This is a genomic window from Streptomyces sp. NPDC001914 (assembly GCF_042891215.1).
In the GTDB taxonomy this organism is placed as follows: Bacteria; Actinomycetota; Actinomycetes; order Streptomycetales; family Streptomycetaceae; genus Streptomyces.
This window is the reverse complement of the sequence record NZ_JBIASW010000006.1, coordinates 448,677-473,599: the sequence shown is the minus strand read 5'-3', so window position 1 is coordinate 473,599 and position 24,923 is coordinate 448,677. Positions and strand designations below refer to the sequence as shown.

The following is a 24,923-nucleotide window of genomic DNA, read 5'->3' as shown; positions in this document are numbered from 1 at the left end:
GGGGCGGACGAGATCCGAGGCGCGGGACCGGGGCGGCACCGGAGCGGTCCGGTGGGCTGCGGCGATACGCTGCGGGTCATGCTTGTAGCCGCCTCAGTCTGCCCCTGTCCTCCGCTGCTCGTGCCCGATGTCGCCGCCGGAGCGGCCCCCGAGCTGGACGCCGCGCGCGCCGCGTGCACGGACGCGCTGGGCGTGCTCGCCGCGTCCCGTCCCGACCTGCTGGTCGTCGTGGGCCCGGCCGCGGAGAGCGGCCGCGGGCCCCATCCGGAGGGCACCCGCGGCTCGTTCAGCGGTTTCGGGGTCGACCTCGACGTGCGTCTCGGCCGTCCGACGGCCGACGGCGCGCACCCCGGCGCGGACGGCGCCGGTCCCGCGTCCCCGGACCGTGAGCTGCCGCCCTCGCTCGCCGTCGCCGCCTGGCTGCTGGAACGCACCGGCTGGTCCGACGCCCCGGTGGAGGGGCTGGGAGTCGGGGAACCGCTGGAGGCCGAGCGATGCGTCCGCACCGGGGAGCAGATCGGCGGGCGGGCCGGGCGGGTGGCCCTGCTGGTGATGGGTGACGCGAGCGCCTGCAGGACCCTCAAGGCGCCCGGATATCTCGACGAGCGGGCGAAGGACTTCGACGCGCTGGTCGCGCGGGCGCTCGGAGCGGCCGACGTCGCGGCCCTCAAGGCGCTGGACACCTCGCTGGCGTACGAGCTGAAGGCCGCGGGACGCGCACCCTGGCAGGTCCTCGCGGGCGCGGCCGAGGGTGCCGGCCTCGGCGGCGCCCTGCTCTACGACGACGCTCCCTACGGAGTTGGCTACCTGGTGGCGGCCTGGTCGTAGGTCCCGAGCCGACCCGCGAGCCCCTCGACGAGCGAGCGAGTGCCAAAGTCGTCCCGCTCTCACCGGAACCCGTCGGCTCTCGCCGGGGCCTGCCTGATCTCGGCGGAGCGCCTGCTCTGCCGGAACCCGTCGGCTCTCGCCGGGGCCTGCCTGATCTCGGCGGAGCGCCTGCTCTGCCGGGGCCCGTCGGCTCTCGCCGGAACCCGCCTGCTCTCGCCGGAGCCCGCCTGATCTCGGCGGAGCCCGCCTGCTCTGCCGGGGCCCGTCGGTTCTCGCCGGGGCCCGTCGGTTCTCGCCGGAACCCGTCGGTTCTCGCCGGAACCCGCCTGATCTCGCCGGAGCCCACCCGCTCCCGCCGGAACCCGCCCGTTCCGCCGGAGCTCACCCGTTCCCGCCGGACCCGGGCGGAGTTCCCCGGGCCGTCGAACGCGTCGGCCTCGCGGGTCCGGACGCGGCGGACGGCCGGAAGCCGTCCGGGCTTCGCGGCCGTCCACCGTCGCGCGGGTCGTTCAGGACGCCCCGGGCGGGGTCGGCGTGTCCGGCGGACTCGCGTCCCCGCCGCCGTCCTTGTGGGCGAGACGGTCCACGGCGTCCTTGGCCTTGCCGGTACCCGTGTTGATCTTGTCGCTGTACTTGTGCTTGGTCTTGTCGTCGACCACCTTGGCGGCCTTGTCGAGGCCGTGGGCCACCTTGTGCCCGTGCTGCTGCGCGAGCCCGGAGACCTTGTCCTTGGCCGGCTCCAGCTTGGCTCTCAGATTGTCCATCAGACCCATGGTTCGCCTTCCCTGACGGGCGGTTACGTGCGGGAGTCCTTGCCGGCCTCGTGGTCGGCGGCCTGTTCGGGCGTCTGCTGCCGGGGGATGCCGACCCCCTCCGCGGTGGCGGCCCCGCCGGCGCCCGTCGTCGTCCCACCCTCGCTCCCGGACGAATCCTCGGCCGCCACGGCCACCCGCGCCTCGGCGGCCGGCGCCTCCTCGGTGGCCTTCGACCTCCGAAGAAGCCGCTCAAAAAAGCCCATTTCCGCTCCTTACGTTACTCGTGAGGGCGAAGTTCCGCGTCGCCCGGAGCGGCACCTTGCGCCACCCGGGCCGCCGGTCCTCGGAACCGGCGACCGGAACCCCGCTTGAGGGAACGAACCCGGAACCCTCGCGTCACGCGGCTCGGTGCCGGGCGGGTCCCGGGGTTTGCGAGACTGGGACCGTGAGCAGCGCACCCCCCGCACCCCGGGTCATCGCCGTCGTCGGACCGACCGCGGCAGGAAAGTCCGATCTGGGCGTTTTCCTCGCCAGGAGTCTCGGCGGCGAGGTCGTCAACGCCGACTCGATGCAGCTCTACCGCGGGATGGACATCGGCACGGCCAAGCTGACGCCCGCCGAGCGCGGCGGAGTCCCGCACCACCTCCTGGACATCTGGGACGTGACGGTGGCCGCCAGCGTCGCCGAGTACCAGCGGCTCGCCCGCGCCCGGATCGACGCGCTGCTCGCCGAGGGGCGCTGGCCGATCCTGGTGGGCGGCTCGGGACTCTACGTCCGCGGGGCCGTCGACAAGATGGAGTTCCCCGGCACCGACCCCGCCGTGCGCGCCCGCCTGGAGGAGGAGCTCACCCTGCGCGGTCCCGGGGCCCTGCACGCTCGGCTCGCCATGGCCGACCCCGGGGCCGCCCAGGCGATCCTGCCGAGCAACGGCCGCCGGATCGTCCGCGCCCTGGAGGTCATCGAGATCACCGGCAAGCCCTTCACCGCCAACCTGCCCGGCCACGACTCCGTCTACGACACCCTCCAGATCGGTGTCGACGTGGCCCGCCCCGAGCTCGACGAGCGCATCGCGCGGCGGGTGGACCGCATGTGGGAGGCCGGGCTCGTGGACGAGGTGCGCGCGCTGGAGGCGCAGGGCCTGCGCGCCGGGCGCACCGCCTCCCGGGCGCTCGGATACCAGCAGGTCCTCGCGGCGCTCGCCGGGGAGTGCACCGAGGACGAGGCCCGCGCCGAGACCGTTCGCGCCACCAAGCGCTTCGCGCGCCGTCAGGATTCATGGTTCCGGCGGGACCCCAGGGTGCATTGGCTCAGTGGGGCTGCGGCGGATCTCACAGAACTCCCGGAACTCGCACTGGCGTTGCTCGAACGACCGGTCACAGCCTGATCACGTCATGGCATCGGGACGCTCCGGCCGTCATCCGGGCCTCCGGCGCCGTGCCATCATCAAGCTTCGATCGACCAGTGAAGTCCGAGTTGGGAGGGCGCGTGGCGATGGAGGCCGGCCCTCGCGACACTGCACGAGGCACCGAGTACGGTGCTGATCGGGACGGAGTTCGTCTGAGCATCGATCCGGACGCCGACCACGGCGTCGACCCGGAGCTGGGCGGAGAGCGACTGAGCTCCGACGGCCCCGAGGACACCCCCGGCGGGGTGATCGCCGACGGCCCCGGCCCCGGCGAGATGTCCCCGGAGCCCGAGGTCGAGGTCGAGCTGCGCCCGCAGCGCCTGCTGCGCATCTGGCAGCTCGCGCCCATCGTGGCGCTCGGCGCGACGGGCTCCCTGATGTTCGCCTTCCCGCTCGCGTTCGAGTTCGGTGACGGCGGTGCCGTGGTCGCCATGCTCGGGCTGCTGATCTGCCTGTGCGCCGCCGGCTGGGGCATGATGGCCGCCCGCCGGGTCGGCTACACGCTCCCCGGGTTCCCGCCCCGCGGCTCCGGCCGGCGCGCCGACTGGCGGGTCGTGCTCGCGTACGTCGTGATCGTCGCCGCGGTGGCCGTGCTCGCCGTGGGACGCGTCGCCCGGCTGCGCTGACCCCGGCCGCACCGGCCCCGGGTGCCGTCACCGTCCCGCACCGCGCGGGCGGGGCTGTCGTGACGACCCCGTACGATCGAGGAATGAGCACGCGGATCGCCTTCCTCAAGGGCCACGGGACCGAGAACGACTTCGTGATCATCCCGGACCCGGAGAACGTCATCGACCTGCCTCCCGCCGCTGTCGCCGCCCTGTGCGACCGCCGCGCGGGCATCGGCGGCGACGGCCTGCTGCACGTCGTGCGGTCCTCCGCGCACCCCGAGGCCGCCGGGATGGCGGCCGAGGCGGAGTGGTTCATGGACTACCGCAACGGCGACGGCTCGGTCGCCGAGATGTGCGGCAACGGAGTGCGCGTGTTCGCCCACTACCTCCACCGCGCCGGACTCGTGGCCGAAGGCGACACCACGGTCGCCACGCGCGGGGGCGTGAAGCCCGTCCACATCGCCAAGGACGGAGACGTCACCGTCGGCATGGGCAGGGCGCTCCTCCCCGAGGGAGAGGTCACGGTGAGCGTCGGCGGGCGCAGCTGGCCCGCGCGCAACGTGAACATGGGCAACCCGCACGCGGTCGCCTTCGTGGACGACCTCGCGCACGCCGGCGACCTGTACAGCCCGCCGCCGTTCACTCCGGCGTCCGCCTACCCGGACGGGGTCAACGTCGAGTTCGTCGTCGACCGAGGGCCGCGCCATGTCGCCCTGCGGGTCCACGAACGCGGCTCCGGCGAGACCCGCTCCTGCGGTACGGGCGCGTGCGCCGTGGCGGTCGCCACCGCCCGCCGCGACGGCGCCGACCCCGCCGTGACCGGCACCCCGGCGACGTACACCGTCGACGTGCCCGGCGGACGCCTCGTCATCACCGAGCACGCCGACGGGGAGATCGAGATGACGGGCCCCGCCGTGATCGTCGCCGAGGGCGAGATCGACGCGGAGTGGCTGGACGGCGCGCGGCGCTGAACCGCGCGCACTCATGGGTTCCGGCGCCGCTCCGGCAACTGGCCGGACGTCGTACGTCCTTGCCGTCCCTTCCAGAAAATCGAATCCGTAAACCCCAAAACCTTCGCTCGAATGGGTGATCCGTTTCACGCTCGGCGAGAGGCGGTCAGCCGGGCGTGGTGGGGTCGGTAGCATCAAGCACCGGCCCGGACGGGGGATCGACACCATCTCCTGAGCCGAGTACGCCATGGGGCACCCGTCCGCCGGTCTGACGCAGCCGGAGGTGCCCATGAGTGCGGAGGCGACGAATCCCGCGACGCCAGGCCCTGCCACGCCCGCCGCCCAGCGCCCGGCGTCCCTGGAGCCGGCGGCGCCCCCGGCGCACCGCAGGAAGGCGCGGCCCCGGATCGACCTGCGGCGGCTGGGACGGGCCGCGCTGCTCGGGCCCGCGGCCCGCGACCGGCTGCCGGACGCGATCGGCCATGTGGCCGAGGCCCACCGTGCCCACCACCCCGACGCCAAGCTGGAACCCCTGCGCCGGGCCTGGGTGCTCGCGGAGTCCTCGCACCGCGGCCAGATGCGCAAGAGCGGCGAGCCGTACATCACCCACCCGCTCGCCGTGACCCTGATCCTCGCCGAACTCGGCGCCGAGACGACGACGTTGACCGCCTCCCTGCTCCACGACACCGTCGAGGACACGGAAGTGACGCTCGATCAGGTCCGCGAGGAGTTCGGCGACGAGGTCTGCTATCTGGTCGACGGCGTCACCAAGCTGGAGAAGGTCGACTACGGCGCCGCCGCCGAACCGGAGACCTTCCGCAAGATGCTGGTCGCCACGGGCAACGACGTCCGGGTCATGTCGATCAAACTCGCGGACCGGCTGCACAACATGCGGACCCTCGGTGTCATGCGGCCCGAGAAACAGGCGCGCATCGCCAAGGTGACCCGGGACGTGCTCATCCCGCTCGCCGAGCGCCTCGGTGTCCAGGCGCTCAAGACCGAACTGGAAGACCTCGTCTTCGCGATCCTGCATCCCGAGGAGTACGAACACACCCGGGGGCTCATCTCCGAGAACGCGAACCGCGACGACGACCCCCTCGCGGAGATCGCCGAGGAGGTACGCGCGGTCCTGCGCGACGCCGGGATCCAGGCCGAAGTCCTCATAAGGCCACGGCACTTCGTCTCCGTGCACCGGGTGTCGCGCAAACGCGGCCCGATGCGCGGCGCCGACTTCGGACGCCTCCTCGTCCTGGTGAACGAGGACGCCGACTGCTACGGGGTCCTCGGCGAACTGCACACCTGTCTCACCCCGGTGGTCTCGGAGTTCAAGGACTTCATCGCCGTCCCCAAGTTCAACCTGTACCAGTCGCTCCACACGGCGGTCACCCGCGGCGACGGCCAGGTCGCCGAAGTTCTCATCCGCACCCACCAGATGCACAAGGTCGCCGAGGCCGGAGTCATCGCGCTCGGCAATCCCTACGCGCCGCCGTCGGAGGACCAGCCCGACGGCGCGGGCGAGCGCTCCTTCGACGGCGAGCGCGCCGACCCCACCCGCCCCGGCTGGCTCTCCCGGCTGCTCGACTGGCAGCAGGGCGCCCCCGACCCGGACACGTTCTGGTCGACGCTGCGCGAGGATCTCGCCCAGGACCGGGAGATCACCGTCTTCCGCGCCGACGGGGGCTCGCTGGGCCTTCCGGAGGGCGCCAGTTGCGTCGACGCGGCGTACGCGCAGTACGGGGAGGACGCGCACGCCTGTATCGGCGCCCGCGTCAACGGCCGCCTGGCGACGCTGAGTACGGTCCTGCGGGACGGCGACACCGTTCAGCTCCTCATGGGCCAGGACCCCGCCTCCGAGCCGTCCAGGGAGTGGCTGGAGCACGCGCACACCCCCGCCGCGCGGATCGCCATCCAGCGCTGGATGGCCACCCACCCCGCACCCGGCCACGAGGAGCCGGCCAAGGCCTCCGCCACCGGGCCCCGGCAGCCCGCCGCCGCCCCGGCCCGTCCCGCCGAGACGCAGAGCGCCCGCCCCGCCGGGACGCAGGCCGCCCGCCCCGCGAGCGCCGTCGCCGACCTGCCCGGTGCGTCCGTCCGCATGGCCGGCTGCTGTACGCCCGTACCGCCCGACGAGGTGACCGGCTTCGCCGTCCGCGGGGGAGTGGTCACCGTGCACCGCGTCGAGTGCGCCGGAGCGGCGCGCATGAAGAGCGCGGGGCGCCCCGAGGTGGGAGTGCGCTGGGGCGACACCACCGAGTGCCGCGTCACCCTGCTCGCCGAGTCGTTCGGACGCCCCCATCTGCTCGCCGACCTCACCGAGGCGATCGCGGCGGAGGGGGTCGCCATCGTCTCCGCGACCGTCGAACCCCCGAGCCAGCAGCGCGTACGCCACACCTACACGCTCCAACTCCCGGACGCGGCGCACCTTTCCGCCCTCATGCGGGCGATGCGCAACGTACCCGGCGTGTACGACGTGAGCCGCCCCCAGCACCCGACGCCCCAGTAGTCCCGTAGTCCCGCGACTCCGGCCTCACCGGCGGGCCCGGGGAAGGCGTTCCGGAGGCGTCCCGGAGTGTTCCGGTCAGCCACGTGAAGGCGTCCGGACGGAGGGGCGAGGGCGACCCAGGAGACGGGGAGACCCGGGGACAGGGGGACTGGTCGGGTGGGCCCGGTGGCCCGGTGGCCCGGTGGCCCGGTGGCCCGGTGGCCCGGTGGTCGGGTGGTCGGGTGGTCGGGTGGCCCGGTGGTCCCTGGTCCGGTGGCACGGGAGCCCGCGAGTGAGATCGGGGATCGCGGGTCGCGGAGGTCTGCTGGACCCAAAGAGTCCCGGGACCGACCCGTTCGGGTGGGACGGACGCGAGTCGGCTGCGCGCGGGAGGTGCGCGCTGATAGCCGTGGATCATGTCGCACAACCCCACCCCCACGCCCGCACGCCCGAGGAGCCGCCGTGTCACGGCGGCCCTGCTCGCCTCGGCCGTCTCCGTCTGCCTGATCGCCGCGAGCGCCCCGGACCCGGCCGGGCCCCTGGGGGTCGGCGACCGCCTCTTCCCCACCCTCGGGAACCCCGGGTACGACGTCGAGTCGTACGACCTGCGCTTCACCTATCCCGGCAGCAACGACAAGCCGCTCACCGCCGTCACCACGATCGACGCCGTGACCACGGAGACACTCGACCACGTCAACCTCGACTTCGCGCACGGAAGCGTCCGGTCGGTCCAGGTCGACGGAAGCCCCGCCCGCTTCACCCAGGCCGGCGAGGACCTCGTGGTGACGCCGGACGAACCGCTCCTCGCCGGGAGCCCGGTGCGCATCACCGTCCGTCACACCAGCGACCCGGTGAGCGCCAAGGGCCAGGACGGGGGCTGGGTACGGACCAAGGACGGGCTCGCGATGGCCGGCCAGGCCGACGCCGCGCACCTGGTCTACCCCTGCAACGACCACCCCTCCGACAAGGCCCTGTTCACCATCCACGTCACGGCCCCCGACCCGTACACGGTCGTCGCCAACGGTCTCCCCGAGGGCACCCGCCGCGCCCGCGGGGCCACGACCTGGACGTACCGGACCGAGCACCCCATGGCCACCGAGCTGACCCAGGTGTCCATCGGCCGCTCCGCCGTGCTGCACCGGAAGGGGCCGCACGGCCTGCCCGTACGGGACGTGATCCCCAGCGCCGACCGCGCGGTGCTCGAACCGTGGCTGCGCAAGACCCCGGGCCAGATCGCCTGGATGGAGAGCAAGGTCGGCCGGTACCCCTTCGAGACCTACGGGCTGCTGATGGCCCAGGCGCAGACCGGCTTCGAACTGGAGACGCAGACCCTCTCGCTCTTCGAGAAGGAGCTGTTCACCCAGCCCGCGTACCCGAAGTGGTACGTCGACTCGATCATGGTGCACGAGCTGTCCCACCAGTGGTTCGGCGACAGCGTCACCCCCCGCACCTGGTCCGACGTATGGCTGAACGAAGGCCACGCCACCTGGTACGAAGCCCTGTACGCGGAGGAGAAGGCGCACCAGCCCATGGAGAAGCGGATGAAGGCCGCCTACCGGCTGTCCGACTCCTGGCGGGCCGCCGGCGGCCCGCCGGCGCGCCCCAAGGGACCCAAGCCCGGCCAGAAGATCAGCATCTTCCGGCCGAACGTCTACGACGGCGCGGCCCTGGCCCTGTACGCGCTGCGCCAGGAGATCGGGCGGCCGGCCTTCGAGCGCCTTGAGCGCACGTGGGTGAGCCTCAACCGCGACGGCGTGGCCTCGACGGCCGACTTCGTGGACCTCGCCTCCGCGGTCGCCGCACGTGATCTGAGCGGCTTCTTCAAGGCGTGGCTGTACGCGGAGAAGACCCCGGCGATGCCGGGACACCCGGACTGGAAGAGCGACGCCCCGAAGGCGAAGGCACGCAAGCACACGTGAGCGTCCCCGGGCACCCCGCGGGCAGCCGTGTCCGTGGGGTGCCCGCCGCGTGTCCGGCGGGTCACGATAAGTCGCGTGACGCGCCGTGCCCGCCCGTGCGACCATCGTCGAACCGGCGGCGCGGCCCCCTTCGGAGGACCGGCCCGGCCGGAACCGGGAATCTCCCGGTGGCCACGCACGTTGTTCTCTGTGACGGGCGGCATGCGTCGGCCCGCGGCTCATCCCAGCTACGTAAGGATCCAATGACCTCCTCTTCTTCCCCTTCCCAGGACGCGCAGACTTCCGCGCAGAACTACCCCGAAGGTCTTCGGGCCGATGCCCTGATGGAAGAGGACGTCGCCTGGAGCCACGAGATCGACGGAGACCGGGACGGCGAGCAGTTCGAACGCTCCGAGCGCGCGGCCCTGCGCCGTGTGGCGGGCCTCTCCACCGAGCTCGAGGACGTCACCGAGGTCGAGTACCGACAGCTCCGCCTGGAGCGCGTCGTCCTCGTCGGTGTCTGGACCACGGGAACCATCCAGGACGCGGACAACTCGCTGGCCGAGCTGGCCGCGCTCGCGGAGACCGCGGGAGCGCTCGTGCTCGACGGCGTCGTCCAGCGCCGTGACAAGCCCGACGCGGCCACGTACATCGGTTCCGGCAAGGCCAACGAACTCCGGGACATCGTGATCGAGACCGGTGCCGACACCGTGATCTGTGACGGTGAACTGAGCCCCGGCCAGCTCATCCACCTCGAGGACGTCGTCAAGGTCAAGGTCATCGACCGTACGGCCCTGATCCTCGACATCTTCGCCCAGCACGCCAAGTCCCGTGAGGGCAAGGCGCAGGTGGCGCTCGCGCAGATGCAGTACATGCTGCCGAGGCTGCGAGGCTGGGGTCAGTCGCTGTCCCGTCAGATGGGCGGCGGCAAGGGCGGCGGCCTCGCCACCCGTGGTCCCGGTGAGACGAAGATCGAGACGGACCGGCGCCGCATCCGCGAGAAGATGGCGAAGATGCGCCGGGAGATCGCGGACATGAAGACCGGCCGCGAGATCAAGCGCCAGGAGCGCCGCCGCAACAAGGTGCCCTCGGTCGCCATCGCCGGATACACCAACGCCGGCAAGTCGTCCCTGCTCAACCGCCTCACGGGCGCGGGCGTCCTCGTCGAGAACGCGCTGTTCGCGACCCTCGACCCGACCGTGCGCCGGGCCGAGACCCCGAGCGGACGGCTGTACACCCTGGCCGACACGGTCGGATTCGTACGCCACCTGCCGCACCACCTGGTCGAGGCGTTCCGCTCCACCATGGAGGAGGTCGGCGACTCCGACCTGATCCTGCACGTCGTGGACGGCTCGCACCCGGCCCCGGAGGAGCAGCTGGCCGCGGTCCGCGAGGTCATCACCGACGTCGGCGCGACCAAGGTCCCCGAGATCGTGGTGATCAACAAGGCGGACGCGGCGGACCCGCTGGTGCTCCAGCGTCTGCTGCGCATCGAGAAGCGTTCCATCGCGGTCTCGGCGCGCACGGGCCAGGGCATGGACGAACTGCTCGCGCTGATCGACAACGAGCTGCCGCGTCCCTCGGTCGAGGTCGAGGCGCTCGTCCCGTACACGCACGGCAAGCTGGTCGCCCGTGCCCACACCGAGGGCGAGGTGATCTCCGAGGAGCACACCGCGGAGGGCACCCTGCTCAAGGTCCGGGTCCACGAGGAGCTGGCGGCGGACCTCGCCCCGTACGTGGCGGCGCCCGCGCTCCGCTAGTACACGCTGCCGGACGTCCGCCGGTACACCCGGCCGGGCGTCCGCGTGGCCGTCCGGCGGGCAAAGCGGCGGGTGCCCGCTCCGGAGTACGAAGGTCCGGGTGAGGGTCCGCGCGAAGGCCCGCGCCGAGGACGCACGAAGGCCCGCCCCCTTTCCGAGGGGGCGGGCCTTCGCCGTGCGCGCGTGCGCGAGGTCCGTGCCGGCGGACGCGGCCGCTACCGGCCGCCGTACTCCTCGCTCATCCGCCGGTGGAGCGCCCCGCCGTCCGCCCGGTCGTCACCGCTGCCGCAGGCGGTCGCGGTCAGCGCCAGCGCGGCCGCGAGGCCGACGGCGGCGAGAACCCTGTGGCGCGGTCCTGAGAATCCCATGGTTCCGTACCCCCCGGTGGAATCCCTGCTTTCGCGCCGGCCGGGCGGGCGGCTCCCGGGGAACTCCCGTACCCAGCCGCCGCGCCCGCCCGGACGCGTCACGTCACGCGTGTCACCGCCCGGCGAACTTCCCGCTCACCGAGTCGTACACGCCCTTGGCCACGTCCCCGAGCCGCGGACCCGCCAGCCAGCCGAACTTGACCGGTCCGATCGAGGTGTTGGACACCAGCGCGGGCTGGCCGTCCGAACCCGTGGCCACCCAGCCGCCGCCCGAGGAACCGCCGGTCATCGTGCAGCCGATGCGGTACATCGTCGGGTCGGCCTGGGCGACCGACAGTCGGCCCGGCCGGTCCGTGCACTGGTACAGCTTCTGGCCGTCGAACGGCGCCGCCGCCGGGTATCCGGTGGCCGTGATGCTCGACACCTTGGGCACGGCCGGGGCGTTGAAGTTCACCGGAAGCGCCGAACCGACCGTCTCCTCCAGGGACTTGCCGTTGCTGCCCTTCTCCGGTGTCACGTGCAGCACCGCGTAGTCGTACGACGCCCCCTGACCGCCCGTGGAACCGCCCTGCTCGATCCACTGGTCCGAGGTCTGCGCCCAGTCGCTCCACCAGACACCGTACGGAGCGACCTCCTCGCGCGGGGCGCTCTCCAACTGCGCCTCCGTCCTGCCCTGGTCGTTGTAGGACGGCACGAAGGCGATGTTGCGGTACCAGCCGCCCTTCTTGCCGGCGTGCACGCAGTGGCCCGCGGTCCACACGAGGTTGGACTTGCCCGGGTGCGCCGGGTCCTCGACCACCGTCGCCGAGCAGACCATCGTGCCCTCGGGGGCGTCGAAGAACACCTTGCCCGCCACGGGCACGTTGGCGTGGTACGACGCCTGCACGGCCCGCGCCGTCACCGGGGCCGGTTCCGGGTCCGTGACGCCCTGGTCACCGGTGAGGTCGGCGTCGTCGACACCCTTGTCCTTGTCCGGGTCGTCGGCGCCGCGCATACGGTCCGGGTTCCACAGGTCCTTGATGATCGGGTTGATGAAGTCGTCGGCCTGGCGCAGCCATTCGTCCTTGTCCCAGTTCCTCCAGGCGCCGTCCTTCCACTTGTCGACATCGATGCCGTGCTCTTTGAGCTTGTTCTTGATGTCGTCCGGGATCTGGATCTTGCCGTCGCCGTCCTGGGACGCGGAGGCGGTCGGCTCACCGCTCGCCGTGTCGCTGCCCGAATCGCAGGCGGTGGCCGTCAGGGTCAGGGCCGCTGCGAGGCCGACGGCCGCCAGGACGGGGGACGTTCTGCGGCGCGCGCTCCTGCCTCGACGGGCGGCGAAGGGCGGGCGTATGGATCGCATGGTGGGTAACTCCCCCTGAACGTGTGGGAACTGTGCGGTGCGTCTGCGGGCGCCTGAGCGGTACGTCCGGCAGGGCCGAACGGCATCACAGACTATGCGGTCGCTGTGCGGGACGCCCGACGGAACGGCAACGGTTCAGCTACGGGGGCGCGTGTCCGCGGTGGCCGTGGCTTTCTGACGGAGGGTCACCGCTACCTGGGCCGGTCCTTCCCGGCAAAAAGCAGGCAAGGAACCCCGAATCCACCCGCTTCCCAACGCGATCGGCGTCGTTGGTACGTACGGGGGGCCTGCCGCCTGCGTCCGGACCCTCCTGCCAACTCGCCTCTGAACAGCGGGAGGACCTGAAGTCGTGGCCGTGACCGAGTCAGCGATGGTGCCGGTGGGGGCGCCAGGGGAATCCGAGGGGGCGCGGGAGACCGGCGCCGGCGCGGCCGAGCGGGCACGCGCCGCGCACGAGGGCATTCTGCGGCGCCAGTCGGCACGCGAGTCGGCGGCCCGTACGTACGCGCGCGCCCTGCCGATCGTGCCCGTACGGGCACGCGGGCTGACGATCGAGGGCGCCGACGGGCGCCGCTATCTCGACTGTCTCTCCGGAGCCGGGACCCTCGCCCTCGGGCACAACCACCCCGTCGTCCTGGAAGCGGTCAGAAAGGTCCTCGACTCGGGGGCACCCCTGCACGTCCTGGACCTCGCGACACCGGTCAAGGACGCCTTCACCACCGAGCTGTTCCGCAGCCTTCCCTCGCGCTTCGCCGAGCGCGCGCGGGTCCAGTTCTGCGGACCGGCCGGGACGGACGCCGTGGAGGCGGCGTTCAAGCTGGTGCGTGCTGCGACCGGCCGGACCGGCATGCTCGCGTTCACCGGCGCGTACCACGGGATGACCGCGGGGGCGCTGGAGGCGTCCGGCGGCGCGACCGACGTACGGGTCGCGCGCCTGCCCTATCCGCAGGACTATCGCTGCCCGTTCGGCATCGGAGGTGAGCGCGGCGCCGAACTCGCCGCGCGCTGGACGGAATCCCTCCTCGACGACACCAAGTCGGGCGTACCGCTCCCCGCCGGGATGATCCTCGAACCCGTCCAGGGAGAAGGCGGGGTCATCCCCGCGCCGGACGCCTGGACACGGCGGATGCGCGAGATCACCGAGGCCCGGTCCATCCCGCTGATCGTGGACGAGGTCCAGACGGGGGTGGGCCGGACCGGCGCGTTCTGGGCCGTGGAACACAGCGGGATCACCCCGGACGTGATGGTGCTGTCCAAGGCCATCGGCGGCAGCCTGCCCCTGGCCGTCGTGGTGTACCGCGACGACCTCGACGTCTGGGAGCCCGGCACCCACGCCGGCACCTTCCGCGGCAACCAACTGGCCATGGCCGCCGGCACGGCCACCCTGGCCTACGTCCGCGAGCACGGCCTCGCCGAACGCGCGGCGACCGTCGGGGCCCGCATGCTGGACCGGTTGCGCTCGCTCGCCACGGAGTTCCCGTGCGTCGGTGACGTCCGCGGCCGTGGTCTCATGATCGGCCTCGAACTCGTCGACCCCGAAGCGCCCCCGCAGCCCACCTCCGATGCTCCTGCCCTCGACGGCCCCCGCCCCGCCGCCCCCGAACTCGCCGCCGCCGTCCAGCGGGAGTGCCTGCGCCGAGGCCTGATCGTGGAACTCGGGGGCCGCCGGTCGAGCGTCGTACGGCTCCTTCCTCCCCTGACGATCAGCGACGAACAGGCGTCCGCCGTGCTCGACCGCCTCGCCGACGCGGTGAGCGCGGTGAGCGCGACGAACCCGGGGGAGCGGAGACCCGGCAGGGACGGGGAGCGGGGAGCCGCCGGTCCCGAGTGACGGCCCGGCCCCTAGGTACGGCCAGCCTCACGGCCGACCTCACCCCCAGCCTCACGGCCCGTCTCACCCCCAGCCTCACGGCCCGTCTCACCCCCAGCCTCACGGCCCGTCTCACCCCCCAGCCTCACGGCCGACCTCGCCGCCCGCCTCACCGCCCTCCCCACGGACCGACCAGGAACGCCGAGAGCCCCCACCCGCCTAGGTTCCGGCCCGGTCCCTCGCCGCACGAGCCCGAACGACCCGCAAGGAACTCCTCGTGAACACCACCCCCGCACCCGACAGCCCTCCCGCCCCGTACGAGCGAGTCACCGTCGGCGTACCGGCCCCGTACTCGCCCGCACCGGAGTCCCTTTCCCGGCCCATGGAGGCGGCCGATCCCGCCGAACGACGGCCGGGCCGGGCCGCCGACGCACTGGACCCGGTGGACCCGCTCGACCACCCCGACACCGGGACCGCGGCGCAGGCGGCCGCGGTGGAGAACCTGCTGCGCTGCTGGGTACGGGAGAACGACCTGGCCGCCCCGGACGACGGCACCCTGCGCATCGCCCTGCCGGCCAGCGGCACGACCCTGCTCGTTCCGGTCCGCCACTGGTCCCGCTCCGGCTGGCACCGTTTCGGGCCACCCGTCCTCGCCGGAGCTCCCGAACGGGCACCGGCCGTCGACGCGGTCACCGTGGCGGCCCTCTTCGCCCGCCAGACGGCCCCCGGAACACCGGCCCCGGCCGACCCGGCGGCACCGGCCGGGGGACCGGCGGCAGCGGCACCGGGTGAAGCCGACCCCCGGCACGCGGACAGCCCGGCCGGTGAGGGCGCCGACCTCGTCGGCCGCGTCGCCGACTCCGTCCGGCGCACAGCCGTCTTCATCAGCGACCGCAGGGAGCACCCCGCCGACCCGCCCGACCACTTCCTCGCCGCGGAACAGGCGCTCCTCCTCGGCCACCCCCTGCACCCGACGCCCAAGGGGCGCGACGGCCTCTCCGACACGGAAGGCAGGCTCTACTCACCCGAGTTGCGCGGCTCCTTCCCCCTGCACTGGATGGCGGTCGCCCCCTCGGTCCTGGCATCCGACTCCGCATGGACGGAACGCGGCCGCCCCGTGTCGGCGCAACAGCTCACGACGCGGCTGGCCGGGCCCGGCCTCTCCCTCCCCGAAGACTGTGCCGCCGTACTGCCCCTGCACCCCTGGCAGATGCGCGAGGTCCGGCACCGCCCCGAGACCGCGGCCCTGCTGGACGCCGGACTCCTCCGCGACCTCGGCCCGCACGGCACCCCCTGGCACCCGACCTCCTCCGTCCGCACCGTCTACCGCCCCGGTGCCCCCGCGATGCTGAAACTGTCGCTGGGACTGCGCATCACCAACTCCCGCCGTGAGAACCTCCGCAAGGAACTGCACCGCGGCGCCGAGGTCCACCGTCTGCTGCGCGGCGGGCTGTTCGAGCAATGGCAGTCCGTCCACCCCGGATTCGACATCGTCCGGGACCCGTCCTGGCTCGCCGTCGACGACCGGGACGGCAACCCGATCCCCGGGCTCGACGTGATGATCCGCCACAACCCGTTCGCACCGACGGACGACGTCGGCTGCGTCGCGGGGCTGGTCTCACCCCGGCCGTACGCACACCTGGGCACGCACAGCCCGGCCGAGCGCGGGCCCTTCATGCGCTCCCGGCTCGCCGAGGTCGTGACCGGGCTCGCGGGCCGGACCGGTCGCCCGCGCGGCGCCGTGGCCACCGAATGGTTCCTGCGCTATCTCGAACAGGTCGTCCGCCCCGTGCTCTGGCTGGACAGCGAGGCGGGCATCGCCCTGGAGGCACACCAGCAGAACACCCTGGTCCTGCTGGACGCCGACGGCTGGCCCACCGGCGGCCGCTACCGCGACAACCAGGGCTACTACTTCCGCGAGTCCCGGCGCGCCGAACTCGACCACCGGCTGCCCGGCATCGGGGCGCACAGCGACACCTTCGTCTCCGACGAGGTCACCGACGAGCGCTTCGCCTACTACCTCGCCATCAACAACGTGCTCGGCCTCATTGGGGCCTTCGGCTCCCAGCGGCTCGCCGACGAAACGCTGCTGCTCGCCGCGTTCCGGCGCTTCCTCGCCGGCGTGCTCAGCGGACCAGCCCGGCTGCGCACTCCGCTGCCCGCCCTGCTGCTCGACTCGCCCGTCCTGCGCTGCAAGGCCAACCTGCTGACCCGGCTGCACGGCCTCGACGAACTGGTCGGTCCGGTCGACACCCAGTCCGTCTACGTCACGATCACCAACCCCCTCCACTCCTGACGTCCGCCTCCCCTCATCCATGGGGAACATGACCCACCCCGTCTCCCGAGAGGAGCGTCGTCGTGCCTCCCACCGACGAGAGCACCGAACCCGGCACCGGCACGGACTGCGAGGACACGCTCGACCTGCGCCTTTCCGACGAACTGATCGCCCTGTTCGCGGAGGGCGCCGGATCGGGGGAAGGGGCCGGGAAAGGAGGCCCCGGCGGATTTCCGCCGGGGACCACGGACAGGACCTCGAACACGGGCGACACGACCTCGGGCAGCGGCGATCTGCTCGACCGCGTCGGCGGCTGGGGGCCGGCCAAGACACCCGCCGGCGTCCTCCAGCTCGTCCCGGTGCGTCCCGGCCGCGACCTGGCCCTCCTCCACCGCTGGATGAACGACCCCGCCGTCGCGGAGTTCTGGGAGCTGGCGGGACCCGCGTCCGTGGTCGAGGACCATGTGCTCCGGCAGTTCGACGGCGACGGCCGCAGCGTCCCGTGCCTCGGCGTGCTCGACGGCACCCCGATGAGCTACTGGGAGATCTACCGCGCGGACCTCGACCCGCTGGCACGCCACTACCCGGCCCGGCCCCACGACACCGGGATCCACCTCCTCGTCGGCGGTGTCGCCGACCGCGGGCGGGGCCTCGGCTCCACCCTGCTCAGGGCCGTCGCCGACCACGTGCTGGACAATCGCCCCTCGTGCGCCCGGGTCGTCGCGGAGCCCGACCTCCGCAACACCCCGTCCGTGTCCGCGTTCCTGAGCGCGGGCTTCCGCTTCTCCGCCGAGGTCGATCTGCCCGGTAAGCGAGCGGCCCTCATGATCCGGGACCGGGCCCTGCGCGATCTGCTCCAGAGCCGTCACCCGTGACGTGCCGATCGCCCGGTCCGGTCCTCTGCCCTGGAGCCCGCATGCCCCGTCCCCTGATCCCCCGGCCCGCGCCCGGCCCGATCACGCCCTCGGTTCTCGCCTTGATCGCTCCGTTGTCAGTGGAGCCCCGTAGGCTGGCAGCGCTATGACGAAGCCCTCACTCCCCGAACTCCTGCATGCTGCCGTCGCCGCCGTCGGCGGCACGGAGCGCCCCGGCCAGGTGACGATGGCCGAAGCCGTCGCGGCCGCCATCGACGACAGCTCCCACCTGCTGATCCAGGCGGGCACCGGCACCGGAAAGTCGCTCGGCTACCTGGTGCCGGCGCTCGCGCACGGCGAGCGGGTGGTCGTGGCGACCGCCACGCTGGCGCTCCAGCGTCAGCTCGTGGAGCGGGACCTGCCGCGCACGGTCGACGCGCTGCATCCGCTGCTGCGCCGCCGCCCCGAGTTCGCGATGCTGAAGGGCCGGTCGAACTACCTGTGCCTGCACCGCCTGCACGAGGGCGTGCCCCAGGACGAGGAGGACGGCCTCTTCGACCCGTTCGAGGCGGCCGCGCCCACCAGCAAGCTGGGACAGGACCTGCTGCGGCTGCGCGACTGGTCGGACGAGACCGAGACGGGTGACCGGGACGACCTCACTCCGGGTGTCTCCGACCGGGCCTGGGGCCAGGTGTCGGTGTCCTCCCGGGAGTGCCTCGGCGCCACGAAATGCGCCTACGGAGCCGAGTGCTTCGCCGAGATGGCCCGCGAGCGCGCCAAGCTCGCCGAGGTCGTCGTCACCAACCACGCGCTGCTCGCGATCGACGCCATCGAGGGCGCGCCGGTCCTGCCGCAGCACGAGGTGCTGATCGTGGACGAGGCCCACGAGCTGGTCTCCCGGGTGACCGGCGTCGCCACGGGCGAGCTCACGCCGGGGCAGGTCAACCGTGCCGTGCGCCGCTCCGCGAAGCTCGTCAACGAGAAGGCGGCCGACCAGCTCCAGACCGCTGCCGAGGGCTTCGAACGCCTGATGGAGCTGGCTCTGCCGGGCCGCCTGGAGGAGATCCCGGAGGACCTCGGGTACGCGCTGATGGCGCTGCGCGACGCCGCCCGCACGGTGATCACCGCGCTCGGCTCGACCCGTGACAAGTCTGTCCAGGACGAGGACGCCGTGCGGAAGCAGGCGCTGGCGTCCGTCGAGTCCGTGCACTCCGTGGCGGAGAGAATCGCCAACGGCTCCGAGTACGACGTCGTCTGGTACGAACGTCACGACCGCTTCGGAGCCTCGCTCCGGGTCGCCCCGATGAACGTGTCCGGGCTCCTCCGGGAGAAGCTGTTCGCCGACCGCTCGGTCGTCCTGACGTCCGCGACCCTGAAGCTCGGCGGGGACTTCAACGGCGTGGGAGCGTCGATGGGACTCGCCCCCGAAGGCACGGAGGGCGACGACTTCCCGCAGTGGAAGGGCGTCGACGTCGGCTCGCCGTTCGACTACCCCCGGCAGGGCATCCTGTACGTCGCCCGGCATCTCTCGCGCCCCGCGCGGGACGCCGACCGCGGCGACATGCTCGACGAACTCACCGAGCTGATCCAGGCAGCCGGCGGTCGTACGCTCGGTCTGTTCTCCTCGATGCGCGCGGCCCAGCTCGCGGCGGAGGAGCTGCGGACCCGTATCCCCGAGTTTCCGATCCTGCTCCAGGGCGAGGAGACGCTCGGCGAGCTGATCAAGAACTTCGCGGCCGATCCGAAGACCTGTCTGTTCGGCACCCTGTCGCTGTGGCAGGGCGTGGACGTGCCGGGGCCCAGCTGCCAGCTCGTCGTCATGGACAAGATCCCCTTCCCCCGTCCCGACGACCCGTTGATGAGCGCCCGCCAGAAAGCGGTCGAGGAGAACGGGGGCAACGGCTTCATGGCGGTCGCCGCCACCCATGCCGCGCTCCTCATGGCCCAGGGCGCCGGCCGTCTGGTCCGGGCGTCGGGCGACCGGGGTGTGGTCGCCGTGCTGGACCAGCGTCTGGCCACGGCCCGCTACGGCAGCTATCTGAAGGCCTCGCTCCCCGACTTCTGGTACACCACGGACCCGAACCAGGTCCGCAGATCCCTGGCGGCGATCGACGAGAAGGCCCGCGCGACCGAGGAGGCGGCGGCGAAGCCCGCCGACGCGCCGGCCGAGCCGGAGGACGCGTAACCCGCCCCGGAGCCGACACCGACGGCCGACACCGCCCGGCCCCGGCGCCTGCGGGGATTCCGGGCCCCGGTGTCCGTCCCCCGCTCCGGGCCGCAGAGCCCCGCCCGGCCCCGGCGCCTGCGGAACGTCCGGGTCCCGGTGTCAGTCCGGCGCTCCTAGCCTCAGAGCCTGTTCGGCCAACCGGGATCGCCGACGTCTGTTTTGCCGGTCCGGGGCTCCGGTGCCTGCCGGCCCCCGGTGCTGCTCGGTCGCCCCAGGGCTCTGTACCCGGTGGTCGGGAACCGGGCATCCCGGTGGGGGACCGGGCTCCCGGTCCGGGACAGGGCTCCCGGTGGGGGAGCGGGCATCCCGGTCCGGGACAGGGAATCCCGGTCAAGGCCCCCGGCCCGAAAACGCACAGGACCCCGGAACCGGCGCAGTTGGTTCCGGGGCCCGGTCAGGGGCGGGGGCGGTGGACCACCCGTCGCGGTGTCACACCCGGCGCAGTACGGCGACGACCTTTCCGAGGATGGTCGCCTCGTCCCCGGGGATCGGCTGGTACGCCGAGTTGTGCGGCAGCAGCCACACGTGCCCGTCCTCGCGCTTGAAGCGCTTCACCGTGGCCTCGCCGTCGAGCATCGCGGCGACGATGTCGCCGTTCTCCGCGACCGGCTGGCGGCGGACCGTCACCCAGTCCCCGTCGCAGATGGCGGCCTCGATCATCGAGTCACCGACGACCTTCAGGACGAACAGCTCTCCGTCGCCCACGAGCTGTCGCGGGAGAGGGAAGACGTCCTCGACCGACTCCTCGGCGAGGATCGGGCCACCGGCGGCGATACGGCCGACGAGCGGCACGTACGACGCGGCCGGCTTGCCCGCCGTGTCCGTCGGCTGCACCGAGGACTGGTCCGAGCCCCGCACCTCGTAGGCGCGCGGGCGGTGCGGGTCGCGCCGCAGGAAGCCCTTGCGCTCCAGCGCCATGAGCTGGTGTGCGACGGAGGAGGTGCTGGAGAGGCCGACGGCCTGCCCGATCTCCCGCATCGACGGCGGGTAACCGCGCCGCTGCACGGAGTCCCGGATCACCTCGATCACCCGGCGTTGCCGGTCGGTGAGTCCCGAGCTGTCGGCCCGGATGCCTGGAGGTCGGCCAGGCAGGGAGCGCTTTGGCCCCTCATGATTCGCGGCTTCGTTCATCACATGCACCGGCTCGAGTCGGCCCTGGGAGCGGTCCTGGGCGGTGATGGTGGCGCTGTCTGCGGTGGTGGTCACGTCGGCCCCTCTCGATGGTCTCCCTGCTGGACAACGGTAGTAGCTTTCGAAAGGTTGCGCCAAACACACGTTCGAGTGAAAAACCGCGAATTGCCTGACGTGAGCATGTGTCTGGGTGTATGGCTGTCGACGCGCCTGGCGGACAAAAGGGCCCATTGCTGTACCCTTCAGCGCCGGAGGCGGCGGCCGTACCGGCTGACCTGGGCCGTCGCCCAGTCTGCCATCCGAAGGCCGACCGGTCGGGAACCGACCCCCTTCCGTGCGCCGACCACGCTATCCCCGTGTGTCCGGGATGGGTATGCCTGTGCGGCACGTGCCCTTACGTGTACGACACGCGCGTCGTGGGCGTATTCACAAGCCGATCCCCACATCTAGTGGTTGGATTGCGGACGCATCCCAGAAGTTGTGGTCCCCCGGGTCTCCCGACCCTCGGGCATCGCCTATGCTTGAGGCTGCTTCGAGGGGCCCGTGAGGTCCCGCGAGGTTCCTGAGTCGTGCTGTGAAGGAGGGTTGGAGCCATGCACTGCCCCTTCTGCAGGCACCCTGACAGCCGCGTCGTCGACAGTCGTACGACCGACGACGGCACGTCGATCCGCAGGCGCCGCCAGTGCCCCGACTGCTCCCGTCGTTTCACGACCGTGGAGACGTGCTCGCTGATGGTGGTGAAGCGCTCCGGGGTGACCGAGCCCTTCAGCCGCATCAAGGTCATCAACGGCGTGCGCAAGGCCTGCCAGGGGCGTCCCGTCACCGAGGACGCGCTCGCCCAGCTCGGCCAGCGGGTCGAAGAGGCCGTGCGAGCCACCGGAAGCGCCGAACTGACCACCCACGACGTGGGACTGGCCATACTCGGACCCTTGCAGGAACTCGACCTCGTGGCCTACATGAGGTTCGCGTCCGTGTACCGGGCCTTCGACTCGCTCGACGACTTCGAAGCCGCCATCGCGGAACTCAGGCAGGTGAATCAGCGCCCCGCCGAGGACGACGACGTCCCGGACGTGGTGCGCCAGGAGACCGATCACGGGCAGGGCGGAACCGTCGAGGTTCCCGTGCCCGCCACCGCCGCCGACTGACCGCGGACCGGACCCCTCGGGGCGTCCGGTACCGCCCGCGGGCGGCGACCACAGACTTGCAGCGCACGGCCGTCCTCGGCGGCGCGCGCGGCATCAGACACAGACCGTGCCACGGGAAGTTCGCGGCACTTGAGCGCGTTTTAGCCTGTTACAGGGAGGCGGCATGACAGAGACGGCGAGCGGTCCGGCACGAGGTTCCCGCGCGAAGGGCGGAGCCAAGGCCAGCAAGGGACTGCGCATCGAGCGCATTCACACCACCCCCGGCGTGCACCCGTACGACGAGGTGGAGTGGGAGCGCCGTGACGTCGTCATGACCAACTGGCGCGACGGCTCGGTCAACTTCGAGCAGCGTGGCGTCGAGTTCCCCGGCTTCTGGTCGGTGAACGCGGTCAACATCGTCACCAGCAAGTACTTCCGCGGTGCCGTCGGCACCCCGCAGCGCGAGGTGAGCCTCAAGCAGCTCATCGACCGCATCGTGAAGACGTACCGGAAGGCCGGCGAGGACTTCAAGTACTTCGCTTCGCCCGCCGACGCCGAGATCTTCGAGCACGAGCTGGCGTACGCCCTCCTGCACCAGATCTTCAGCTTCAACAGCCCGGTCTGGTTCAACGTCGGGACCCCCCAGCCCCAGCAGGTCTCCGCCTGCTTCATCCTGTCCGTCGACGACTCCATGGAGTCGATCCTCGACTGGTACAAGGAAGAGGGCATGATCTTCAAGGGCGGCTCCGGCGCCGGCCTGAACCTCTCCCGCATCCGCTCCTCCAAGGAGCTCCTCTCCTCCGGCGGCAACGCCTCGGGTCCCGTCTCCTTCATGCGCGGTGCCGACGCCTCCGCAGGAACGATCAAGTCGGGCGGCGCCACGCGCCGCGCGGCCAAGATGGTCATCCTCGACGTCGACCACCCGGACATCGAGGACTTCATCGAGACCAAGGTGAAGGAAGAGGAGAAGATCCGCGCGCTGCGTGACGCGGGCTTCGACATGGACCTGGGCGGGGACGACATCACGTCCGTCCAGTACCAGAACGCCAACAACTCGGTCCGCGTCAACGACACCTTCATGAAGGCGGTCGAGGAGGGCGGCACCTTCGGTCTCACCTCGCGCATGACCGGCGAGGTCATCGAGAAGGTCGACGCCAAGTCGCTCTTCCGCAAGATGGCCGAGGCGGCCTGGGCCTGCGCCGACCCGGGTATCCAGTACGACGACACGATCAACCACTGGCACACGTGCCCGGAGTCCGGTCGTATCAACGGCTCGAACCCGTGCAGCGAGTACATGCACCTGGACAACACGTCCTGCAACCTCGCCTCGCTGAACCTGATGAAGTTCCTGAAGGACGACGGCAAGGGCCACCAGTCCTTCGACGTCGAGCGCTTCGCCCAGGTCGTCGAGCTGGTCATCACCGCGATGGACATCTCCATCTGCTTCGCCGACTTCCCGACCGAGAAGATCGGCGAGAACACCCGCGCCTTCCGCCAGCTCGGCATCGGCTACGCCAACCTCGGCGCCCTCCTCATGGCGACCGGCCACGCGTACGACTCCGACGGCGGCCGCGCGCTCGCCGGCGCCATCACCTCCCTGATGACCGGCAGGTCGTACAAGCGTTCCGCCGAACTCGCCGCGGTCGTCGGCCCGTACGACGGCTACGCCCGCAACGCGCAGCCCCACCAGCGCGTCATGAAGCAGCACGCCGACGCCAACACCTCGGCCGTCCGCATGGACGACCTGGACACCCCGATCTGGGCCGCCGCCACGGAGGCATGGCAGGACGTGATCCGCCTCGGCGAGAAGAGCGGCTTCCGCAACGCGCAGGCATCCGTCATCGCCCCGACCGGCACCATCGGTCTCGCGATGTCCTGCGACACCACCGGCCTCGAGCCCGACCTCGCCCTGGTCAAGTTCAAGAAGCTCGTCGGCGGCGGCTCGATGCAGATCGTCAACGGCACCGTCCCGCAGGCCCTGCGCCGCCTGGGCTACCAGGAGGAGCAGATCGAGGCGATCGTCGCCCACATCGCCGAGCACGGCAACGTGGTCGACGCCCCCGGCCTCAAGCACGAGCACTACGAGGTCTTCGACTGCGCCATGGGCGAGCGCTCCATCTCCGCGATGGGCCACGTCCGCATGATGGCCGCGATCCAGCCGTGGATCTCCGGCGCCCTCTCCAAGACGGTCAACCTGCCGGAGACGGCGACCGTCGAGGACGTCGAAGAGGTCTACTTCGAGGCGTGGAAGATGGGCGTCAAGGCGCTCGCGATCTACCGCGACAACTGCAAGGTCGGCCAGCCCCTCTCCGCCAAGACCAAGGAGAAGGAGAAGTCCGCGACGGACGCCGTCACGGCCAAGGCCGAGGACACCATCCGTACCGCGGTCGAGAAGGTCGTCGAGTACCGCCCGGTCCGCAAGCGTCTGCCCAAGGGCCGTCCCGGCATCACCACCTCCTTCACGGTCGGTGGCGCCGAGGGTTACATGACCGCCAACTCCTACCCCGACGACGGTCTCGGCGAGGTCTTCCTCAAGATGTCGAAGCAGGGTTCCACCCTCGCGGGCATGATGGACGCCTTCTCGATCGCCGTCTCGGTTGGTCTGCAGTACGGCGTGCCGCTGGAGACGTACGTCTCGAAGTTCACCAACATGCGCTTCGAGCCGGCCGGCATGACGGACGACCCGGACGTGCGGATGGCGCAGTCGATCGTCGACTACATCTTCCGCCGCCTGGCGCTGGACTTCCTGCCCTTCGAGACGCGCTCCGCGCTCGGCATCCACTCCGCCGAGGAGCGTCAGCGTCACCTGGAGACGGGCTCCTACGAGCCCTCCGAGGACGAGCTCGACGTCGAGGGTCTGGCCCAGTCCGCGCCCCTCGCCCAGGAACTGAAGGCCGTCGCGGCCCCCAGGACCGAGGCGGTCGTGGCCGAGCCCGCGCCCAAGCAGGTCCGCACCAGCGCCGAGCTGGTGGAGATGCAGCTCGGCATCCAGGCCGACGCGCCGCTCTGCTTCTCCTGCGGTACGAAGATGCAGCGGGCCGGCTCCTGCTACATCTGCGAGGGCTGCGGTTCGACCAGCGGTTGCAGCTGACGCCGGACGCCGGTC

Annotated in this window: 18 protein-coding genes; 13 read left to right on the top strand and 5 right to left on the bottom strand. The window is 71.9% G+C overall.

Translation table 11 applies throughout. The features are described from left to right. Nucleotides 1-78: 78 nt before the first annotated feature. Complete coding sequence (locus ACFYYF_RS20245) at nucleotides 79-828, top strand: class III extradiol dioxygenase subunit B-like domain-containing protein (RefSeq protein WP_388777500.1); 750 nt, start codon at nucleotides 79-81, stop codon at nucleotides 826-828. Between the two features lie 509 nt (nucleotides 829-1,337). Here ACFYYF_RS20245 and ACFYYF_RS20240 read toward each other — a convergent pair. Together ACFYYF_RS20240 and ACFYYF_RS20235 are read right to left on the bottom strand one after the other, a co-directional pair. Further along, a complete protein-coding gene (locus ACFYYF_RS20240; RefSeq protein ID WP_361687751.1) occupies nucleotides 1,338-1,601 on the bottom strand; it encodes an antitoxin in 264 nt (87 codons plus the stop codon). Nucleotides 1,602-1,624: 23 nt separating this feature from the next. Further along, nucleotides 1,625-1,846: a hypothetical protein gene (locus tag ACFYYF_RS20235; RefSeq protein ID WP_388777497.1), complete on the bottom strand. Its 222-nt coding sequence runs from the start codon at nucleotides 1,844-1,846 to the stop codon at nucleotides 1,625-1,627. A 182-nt stretch (nucleotides 1,847-2,028) separates the two neighbouring features. On the opposite strand from ACFYYF_RS20235, the gene miaA reads away from it, so the two are divergent. The 6 genes from miaA (at nucleotide 2,029) to hflX (ending at nucleotide 10,686) form a co-directional block, all read left to right on the top strand. Continuing rightward, nucleotides 2,029-2,967 carry a tRNA (adenosine(37)-N6)-dimethylallyltransferase MiaA gene (gene miaA, locus ACFYYF_RS20230; RefSeq protein ID WP_361687757.1) on the top strand — a complete coding sequence of 313 codons (939 nt, stop codon included), beginning with the start codon at nucleotides 2,029-2,031 and terminating at the stop codon, nucleotides 2,965-2,967. 107 nt (nucleotides 2,968-3,074) lie between these two features. Further along, on the top strand, nucleotides 3,075-3,614 hold the full coding sequence (locus tag ACFYYF_RS20225; RefSeq protein WP_361687846.1) for a hypothetical protein: 540 nt from the start codon (nucleotides 3,075-3,077) through the stop codon (nucleotides 3,612-3,614). An 83-nt stretch (nucleotides 3,615-3,697) separates the two neighbouring features. Continuing rightward, nucleotides 3,698-4,567 carry a diaminopimelate epimerase gene (gene dapF / locus ACFYYF_RS20220; protein ID WP_388777494.1) on the top strand — a complete coding sequence of 290 codons (870 nt, stop codon included), beginning with the start codon at nucleotides 3,698-3,700 and terminating at the stop codon, nucleotides 4,565-4,567. Nucleotides 4,568-4,835: 268 nt separating this feature from the next. Beyond that, on the top strand, nucleotides 4,836-7,049 hold the full coding sequence (locus tag ACFYYF_RS20215) for a RelA/SpoT family protein (protein ID WP_388777491.1): 2,214 nt from the start codon (nucleotides 4,836-4,838) through the stop codon (nucleotides 7,047-7,049). Nucleotides 7,050-7,444: 395 nt separating this feature from the next. Beyond that, a complete protein-coding gene (locus tag ACFYYF_RS20210; protein ID WP_388777488.1) occupies nucleotides 7,445-8,947 on the top strand; it encodes a M1 family metallopeptidase in 1,503 nt (500 codons plus the stop codon). Nucleotides 8,948-9,189: 242 nt separating this feature from the next. Then, nucleotides 9,190-10,686: a GTPase HflX gene (hflX, locus tag ACFYYF_RS20205; RefSeq protein ID WP_361687768.1), complete on the top strand. Its 1,497-nt coding sequence runs from the start codon at nucleotides 9,190-9,192 to the stop codon at nucleotides 10,684-10,686. 215 nt (nucleotides 10,687-10,901) lie between these two features. On the opposite strand, the gene ACFYYF_RS20200 is transcribed toward hflX, so the two are convergent. After that, on the bottom strand, nucleotides 10,902-11,054 hold the full coding sequence (locus ACFYYF_RS20200; RefSeq protein WP_388777485.1) for a hypothetical protein: 153 nt from the start codon (nucleotides 11,052-11,054) through the stop codon (nucleotides 10,902-10,904). Between the two features lie 112 nt (nucleotides 11,055-11,166). Beyond that, complete coding sequence (locus tag ACFYYF_RS20195; protein ID WP_388777482.1) at nucleotides 11,167-12,396, bottom strand: trypsin-like serine peptidase; 1,230 nt, start codon at nucleotides 12,394-12,396, stop codon at nucleotides 11,167-11,169. Between the two features lie 349 nt (nucleotides 12,397-12,745). On the opposite strand from ACFYYF_RS20195, the gene ACFYYF_RS20190 reads away from it, so the two are divergent. The 4 genes from ACFYYF_RS20190 (at nucleotide 12,746) to ACFYYF_RS20175 (ending at nucleotide 19,520) form a co-directional block, all read left to right on the top strand. Then, a complete protein-coding gene (locus ACFYYF_RS20190; protein ID WP_388777480.1) occupies nucleotides 12,746-14,227 on the top strand; it encodes a diaminobutyrate--2-oxoglutarate transaminase family protein in 1,482 nt (493 codons plus the stop codon). 361 nt (nucleotides 14,228-14,588) lie between these two features. Further along, the gene (locus tag ACFYYF_RS20185; protein ID WP_388777593.1) at nucleotides 14,589-16,502 is read left to right on the top strand and encodes an IucA/IucC family protein; all 1,914 of its coding nucleotides are present in this window, start codon (nucleotides 14,589-14,591) and stop codon (nucleotides 16,500-16,502) included. A gap of 62 nt (nucleotides 16,503-16,564) precedes the next feature. Then, complete coding sequence (locus ACFYYF_RS20180; RefSeq protein WP_388777477.1) at nucleotides 16,565-17,356, top strand: GNAT family N-acetyltransferase; 792 nt, start codon at nucleotides 16,565-16,567, stop codon at nucleotides 17,354-17,356. Nucleotides 17,357-17,501: 145 nt separating this feature from the next. Beyond that, the gene (locus ACFYYF_RS20175; RefSeq protein WP_388777475.1) at nucleotides 17,502-19,520 is read left to right on the top strand and encodes an ATP-dependent DNA helicase; all 2,019 of its coding nucleotides are present in this window, start codon (nucleotides 17,502-17,504) and stop codon (nucleotides 19,518-19,520) included. 471 nt (nucleotides 19,521-19,991) lie between these two features. On the opposite strand, the gene lexA is transcribed toward ACFYYF_RS20175, so the two are convergent. Further along, nucleotides 19,992-20,768, bottom strand: coding sequence for a transcriptional repressor LexA (lexA, locus tag ACFYYF_RS20170; protein ID WP_103549644.1), 777 nt, complete (start codon nucleotides 20,766-20,768; stop codon nucleotides 19,992-19,994). A gap of 518 nt (nucleotides 20,769-21,286) precedes the next feature. Here lexA and nrdR point away from each other — a divergent pair. Beyond that, on the top strand, nucleotides 21,287-21,838 hold the full coding sequence (gene nrdR, locus ACFYYF_RS20165; RefSeq protein ID WP_361687783.1) for a transcriptional regulator NrdR: 552 nt from the start codon (nucleotides 21,287-21,289) through the stop codon (nucleotides 21,836-21,838). Between the two features lie 163 nt (nucleotides 21,839-22,001). Further along, nucleotides 22,002-24,908 (top strand): vitamin B12-dependent ribonucleotide reductase, encoded by a 2,907-nt coding sequence (locus ACFYYF_RS20160; RefSeq protein WP_388777470.1) that lies wholly within the window; start codon nucleotides 22,002-22,004, stop codon nucleotides 24,906-24,908. The last annotated feature ends 15 nt before the right edge of the window (nucleotides 24,909-24,923 follow it).

Bases quoted from the DNA above. Each gene is read 5' to 3' on its own strand.
- ACFYYF_RS20240 (WP_361687751.1), bottom strand. From the start codon at position 1,601: ATGGGTCTGATGGACAATCTGAGAGCCAAGCTGGAGCCGGCCAAGGAC.
- ACFYYF_RS20185 (WP_388777593.1), top strand. From the start codon at position 14,589: ATGGAGGCGGCCGATCCCGCCGAACGACGGCCGGGCCGGGCCGCCGAC.
- ACFYYF_RS20225 (WP_361687846.1), top strand. From the start codon at position 3,075: ATGGAGGCCGGCCCTCGCGACACTGCACGAGGCACCGAGTACGGTGCT.
- ACFYYF_RS20245 (WP_388777500.1), top strand. From the start codon at position 79: ATGCTTGTAGCCGCCTCAGTCTGCCCCTGTCCTCCGCTGCTCGTGCCC.
- ACFYYF_RS20160 (WP_388777470.1), top strand. From the start codon at position 22,002: ATGACAGAGACGGCGAGCGGTCCGGCACGAGGTTCCCGCGCGAAGGGC.
- ACFYYF_RS20235 (WP_388777497.1), bottom strand. From the start codon at position 1,846: ATGGGCTTTTTTGAGCGGCTTCTTCGGAGGTCGAAGGCCACCGAGGAG.
- nrdR (WP_361687783.1), top strand. From the start codon at position 21,287: ATGCACTGCCCCTTCTGCAGGCACCCTGACAGCCGCGTCGTCGACAGT.
- dapF (WP_388777494.1), top strand. From the start codon at position 3,698: ATGAGCACGCGGATCGCCTTCCTCAAGGGCCACGGGACCGAGAACGAC.
- ACFYYF_RS20210 (WP_388777488.1), top strand. From the start codon at position 7,445: ATGTCGCACAACCCCACCCCCACGCCCGCACGCCCGAGGAGCCGCCGT.
- ACFYYF_RS20215 (WP_388777491.1), top strand. From the start codon at position 4,836: ATGAGTGCGGAGGCGACGAATCCCGCGACGCCAGGCCCTGCCACGCCC.
- ACFYYF_RS20175 (WP_388777475.1), top strand. From the start codon at position 17,502: ATGACGAAGCCCTCACTCCCCGAACTCCTGCATGCTGCCGTCGCCGCC.
- ACFYYF_RS20200 (WP_388777485.1), bottom strand. From the start codon at position 11,054: ATGGGATTCTCAGGACCGCGCCACAGGGTTCTCGCCGCCGTCGGCCTC.
- ACFYYF_RS20195 (WP_388777482.1), bottom strand. From the start codon at position 12,396: ATGCGATCCATACGCCCGCCCTTCGCCGCCCGTCGAGGCAGGAGCGCG.
- hflX (WP_361687768.1), top strand. From the start codon at position 9,190: ATGACCTCCTCTTCTTCCCCTTCCCAGGACGCGCAGACTTCCGCGCAG.